This is a genomic window from Streptomyces sp. NPDC001732 (genome assembly GCF_053596315.1).
On sequence record NZ_JBSFFY010000150.1, the window covers coordinates 1 to 4,657 of the forward strand.

The following is a 4,657-nucleotide window of genomic DNA, read 5'->3' on the forward strand; positions in this document are numbered from 1 at the left end:
TCAAGCAATCCAGCCTTGGCCATATCGCGCGGGTCTTGCGGAGCTCCGCCCTGGATACCTCCAGACGACCACCGCGTTCCTGACATGCTATTGTCCCCTTCGGCTTTCGCCTCCAAGTAAGTCAGGCGACCCAGAAACATTCCTCCAAGTTCCTCCCGAGTGAGTCGGGGATACAGCGAAGCGCCGCACGGCGCACACAGGTCGTAGACCCGCTCCCAGGGCCCGTAGCGTTCCGGCACATCACGCCAGGGAGCACCGGTACGGGTCCGCCACCGAATGCCGTCTATCAGCTGCCGTCGCGTCCACACCGGCGGACGGCCCGGCTTGATGCCCTGCGGCAACAACGGCTCAAGCCGGGCCCACTGTCCATTCGTCAGATCACCACGCCCCACAGGGCGTGATCATCCACGACCAAGATCCACTTTCGCAACAGACCCTAAGCTTGACTCTGTCGGGGATCTTGGAGTTGTTGATGTCAGGTGCCCAGGGTTCGCCATGACTTCGGCCGGGGAATCTCGCGCTGGTGGAGGTAGTTCTGGAAGGCGGTCGGTCGGCGGGGTGTCGGGGGTTCCTCGGTCGGTGGCAGTCGGCGGAGGCGCTCGATGTTGACGGCGATGGCCGTCAGGACGTGCTGAACATGGGCCTTCCCGTGTCCTCGGTAGCGGCAGCGGCGCATGCCGTGTCCGTGGGCGAACTCGTTGACCGTGCCCTCCACTCCGGAGCGGACCGCGTATCTGGCCTTCCACTCGGGCGTCTGCTGTTCGGTACGGACGCGGAGTTGTAGGTCGTGGAGCTCGCGCGGGGGAAACCCCACGGTGCGGGCGCTGTCGGTGGTGCTGGTGCACTGAGCGCGGGACGGGCAGGGACGGCACTGGCTCTTGGTGAACCGGGCCACGATCAGCGGGGCGGCGGTGGGCGAAGAGGTCGGGTAGGGGCCGTGCCAACCCGCGCTGACCTGCCCCTGGGGACAGGTGACCTGCCGACGATCGAAGTCGATGTGGAAGTCGTCCCGGGCGAAGCCCTCGCCTCGGCGGTGCTGGTGCGTGGGGTTGCTCTTCAGCGGCCCGGAGACGGTGACCTGGTGTTCCCGGTCGGCTTGTTCCAGGTGGGGCAGGGAGGTGTAGCCGGCGTCGACCAGGTGCTCGTCGGGCAGCAGCCCGCGACGCGCCAGGCGGGTGTGGATGCCGGGCAGGACCTGGCTGTCGTGGGTGGTGGCCGCGGTGGTGGCCACGTCCGTGATCACGTTGGGGCTGTCGGGAGCGCAGGTCTCGGTCAGGTGAGCGGCGAACCCCTTCCAGCTGATGATGTGCCCGTGCCGTGCGTAGCGGGCCGAGGTGTCGTAGGGCGAGACGATCGCCCGGGACGAGGGCGGCAGTCCCGCCCCACCCTCCTTCTCCGCGGTGCGCCAGCGCAGGCACCCGGCGGCATCACGGTGATAGTTCTGCACCACGGTCTGGCGCAGGGCATGGACGCGCGGGTCGGCAGTGTGGTCTGTTCCGTGCCGGCAGAGGTGCTCCAGAAGCCGGACGGCGTCGTTCCCGGTGGCAAGGATCCTCGTCATGGGCTTGGTGGGGTTCTTCCCCAGGCGGACCGGCCGACCGTAGCGCAGTCCCCAGTCCTCATCGACCAGCCCGTCGAGCAGGTGAGGGGAGATGCCGGCGACTTCTTCGAGTGCGGCGCGGAGGGCCTCGGTGATCAACTCCAGGCGGGTCAGGTCGCGCACGGCGGCCAGGACATGAGTGGAGTCGGTGCGCTGCGTGGTGCGCTCACGCACCAGCCCGGCCTCCTTGAGCCGCATCAGCGCAAGGTCCAGGAGGCGGTCGGCACGGCCGTCCTCGGCAAGACGGTCGCGGAAGTCTGTCAGCACGCTGTGGTGGAAGCCGGGATCCTCCAGCTCCATGGCCATGGCGTACTTGAAGTCGATGCGGCAGCGGACCGCCTCGGCGGCCTGCCGGTCCGACAGGCCGAGCAGGAACTGCAGCACGCAGACGGTGGCCAGCTGGGCGGGCGACAGGCCCGGTCGCCCGTCACGCGGGTACCAGTCGGCGAAGTCCTCGTCGCGCCACAGCCCATCCAGCCGGTCTCTCACCCACATCGCCGTGGTGCCGCCCGGGTTGCTCGCCCGCGCGATCTGCGCGGTCAGAGAGGGGACTTGCTCACCGGAACGGGGGCGGAGGGACAACGGGCACCTCGACGACTGCATCGATCGGCGGAACTACCCGAGCATGCCCGTTGATCACGCTGCCGCGCTGGGAATCTCCAAGATCCCCGACAGAGTCAAGCTAAGCGCAACAGCGGGGTTCGAGCCCGCTGCATCGAACGAGTCCCACCTTCTGAGAGCAGGTTCTCGGTGAGAACAGTATCGGGTGCGAGAGTTACGCCAACAAGTCCACGCTCTGTGATCCTCCGTACGGCGGGGGTGACGGCATGAGGAAGCGTGTTTCCCGGCCGCGCCGGTTCGCCGCTGTCGACAACGGTGCGATCGATGGCCTTCCTTCGATCCTCAGCATCGGTCTTCTGACCTGTCTGGTTCGGGCGAAGGATGGGGCCGACGTGAACGTCGAGACCCTGTCGAATGACTATGACGAGGGTGAGAAGTCCCTGTCGAAGGCCATGAGGGCTCTCGTCGAGGATGCTTACGTCGTCAAGTTCAAGATCCAGCGGGCAACGACAGAGACCGTCATCGAGGACGGCAAGGAAGTCGTGAAACGCGGCGGGTCCTGGTACACCACGTTCACCGTGGACTCGATCCCGTTCACGGCGGCTGACGTGGCGGTGATGGTTGAGGAGATCTACGCCGAGGGCAACGTGAAGTCGCACCGGGTTGAGCCAACCAGGCTGGACCCCAGGAAGGCCTCTTCCGTGCCTTCCGGTCGACCGACACCGCCTCCGGGGGGTGTCGGTCCGACCAGGGGAAACGTGGACCAGGAGGGCAGTGAAGAATCGGGCTCGGGAGCTCGACCGACACCCCCCCCGAGGGGCCCTCGGTCGACCGACCCCCGGTGAGGGGGGTGCTCATATAAGGAAGAAGACTTCTTCTGCGCGTGCCGCAGACGAACAGCCTGAAGACGAAGACGATGCCCTTTCAGGGCGTAGCCCTGGGGACGGCCGTAGGCCATCTGACCGTAGTAAGCGTGCGCGCGAGGCTGAAGGCGGCTTCGCCGCGTCCGGCAAGACCAGCCCCTCCCCCACACCGAACGACGACACCGACCGGCCGGCTCGAGGGCAGAAGAGCGGCAGCAAGGCCAAGCACACCCGGGAGCAGCTGACCCTGGTAGCTGCTGTGCGGGCGCACTTCCCTGGCGAGTTCCTCGAGGGTCTGCCGGATGTTCCGACGTTGTCTCAGGCGATCCTGGACGCTCTTGCGGGTGATGTTCCTGCTGCGGATCGCACGGTGGAGCAGCTTGGTGCCCGTATCCAGCAGCGGTGGGACCATCACGGGTGGGCGTCGAAGTTCTACGCCGGGGAGATCGACTCCCTTGTTGGTGCTGCGGTTGCCATGGTGCGGCCGTTGAAGGCCGGGGACCGGTACGGGTGTGCGAACCCGCGGTGTGATGCTGGCGTGGACGTGGACACGAAGGAGGAGTGCTCGACGTGTCCGGAGCGGTTTGAGGCTCGTAAGGCGCAGCGCGCTCAGAAGCGCGGCCAGGAGCGCACCAGCGGGGCGAACTTGACCTTGGCGGGCTCCGTTTCACCTGATGCAGCAATGCCGCCTCAGCGGGCCGTACAGCCTCGCGCCGTTCCGCTGCTGAAGGACTGCGGCAACGGCCTCTGCCCGGCGTCGATCCCTGCCACAGGCGGCCCGCTCTGCCAGGACTGTGCCGCTGAAGCCGCGGAACAGAAGAACCTCGAGAGCGCGGGTGCTACCGCCCCGTTCTGACACCCTGTCCGGGTCGGCCCTGCGGGGTCGGCCCGGCCCCACAACGGACCCAGTTTCCGCTTGAAAGGAATCTTCGTGGCACAAACCTTCACCGTACACTTAAATGTGGGCGGCCATCGCATCAAGAACGTCTCCCTGAACTGGGGGCTCAAAGGAAGTGATGCGAGGCAGGACGCTTCCAGTTACGGCATGGACATCGAAGTTCCGGCTGTGATCGAGCTTCTCGACCTTGTCGCAGCCGGCACCGTCACCGCGGCGGAGGCCCGCGACAGCCTCAATAGCCTTGCTACGGGGATCAACGAGCGCATGGACAGGGAGTACGAGGAGCGCTGGGACAGGATTGAGCGCCGGGCCCAAGTCCCCCAGCAGCCCCAGGAGAAGCGCCTGGATTCCCGGTCGGTCTACGCCATCTCCACTGAAGACGTCCCGGAGATCATCAAAATTGGTGTGGCCACCGACATCCCCGAGAGGATGAAGTCGTTGCAAATCGGGTCAGCATCCATGCTTGTTCTCCGATGGAACTCACAGGGCGGCTATCCCCTGGAAAAGCATCTGCATAAAGAGTTCCGCGAGAATCACATGCAGGGCGAGTGGTTCGACTTCCGCCGCGTTGCCGACCCCGTGAAGAAGATCAACGAGGCGGCACAAGCCTTCCTACGCCGGTTCGAGGAGCCCACTGACACTAAGGGTTGTCCCGTAACTACTGGTCACGGGTGAGATGATCTTGCTGTGTCTGGTGTGATCAGGGCGTCGGAGCCCTCCTGGATAGCCCCGTTC

Annotated in this window: 4 protein-coding genes; 2 read left to right on the forward strand and 2 right to left on the reverse strand. The window is 65.9% G+C overall.

The genetic code is table 11. The features are described 5' to 3' along the window. Both ACWCXX_RS40570 and ACWCXX_RS40575 read right to left on the reverse strand, forming a co-directional pair. A partial coding sequence (locus tag ACWCXX_RS40570) for a transposase (protein ID WP_451136237.1) occupies positions 1-392 on the reverse strand: 392 nt, incomplete at its 3' end. Positions 393-475: 83 nt separating this feature from the next. Continuing rightward, positions 476-2,182: an IS1182 family transposase gene (locus ACWCXX_RS40575; protein ID WP_451136239.1), complete on the reverse strand. Its 1,707-nt coding sequence runs from the start codon at positions 2,180-2,182 to the stop codon at positions 476-478. 245 nt (positions 2,183-2,427) lie between these two features. On the opposite strand from ACWCXX_RS40575, the gene ACWCXX_RS40580 reads away from it, so the two are divergent. Beyond that, positions 2,428-3,006: a hypothetical protein gene (locus ACWCXX_RS40580; RefSeq protein ID WP_451136241.1), complete on the forward strand. Its 579-nt coding sequence runs from the start codon at positions 2,428-2,430 to the stop codon at positions 3,004-3,006. A 949-nt stretch (positions 3,007-3,955) separates the two neighbouring features. Continuing rightward, positions 3,956-4,597: a GIY-YIG nuclease family protein gene (locus tag ACWCXX_RS40585; RefSeq protein ID WP_451136243.1), complete on the forward strand. Its 642-nt coding sequence runs from the start codon at positions 3,956-3,958 to the stop codon at positions 4,595-4,597. Positions 4,598-4,657 lie beyond the last annotated feature (60 nt).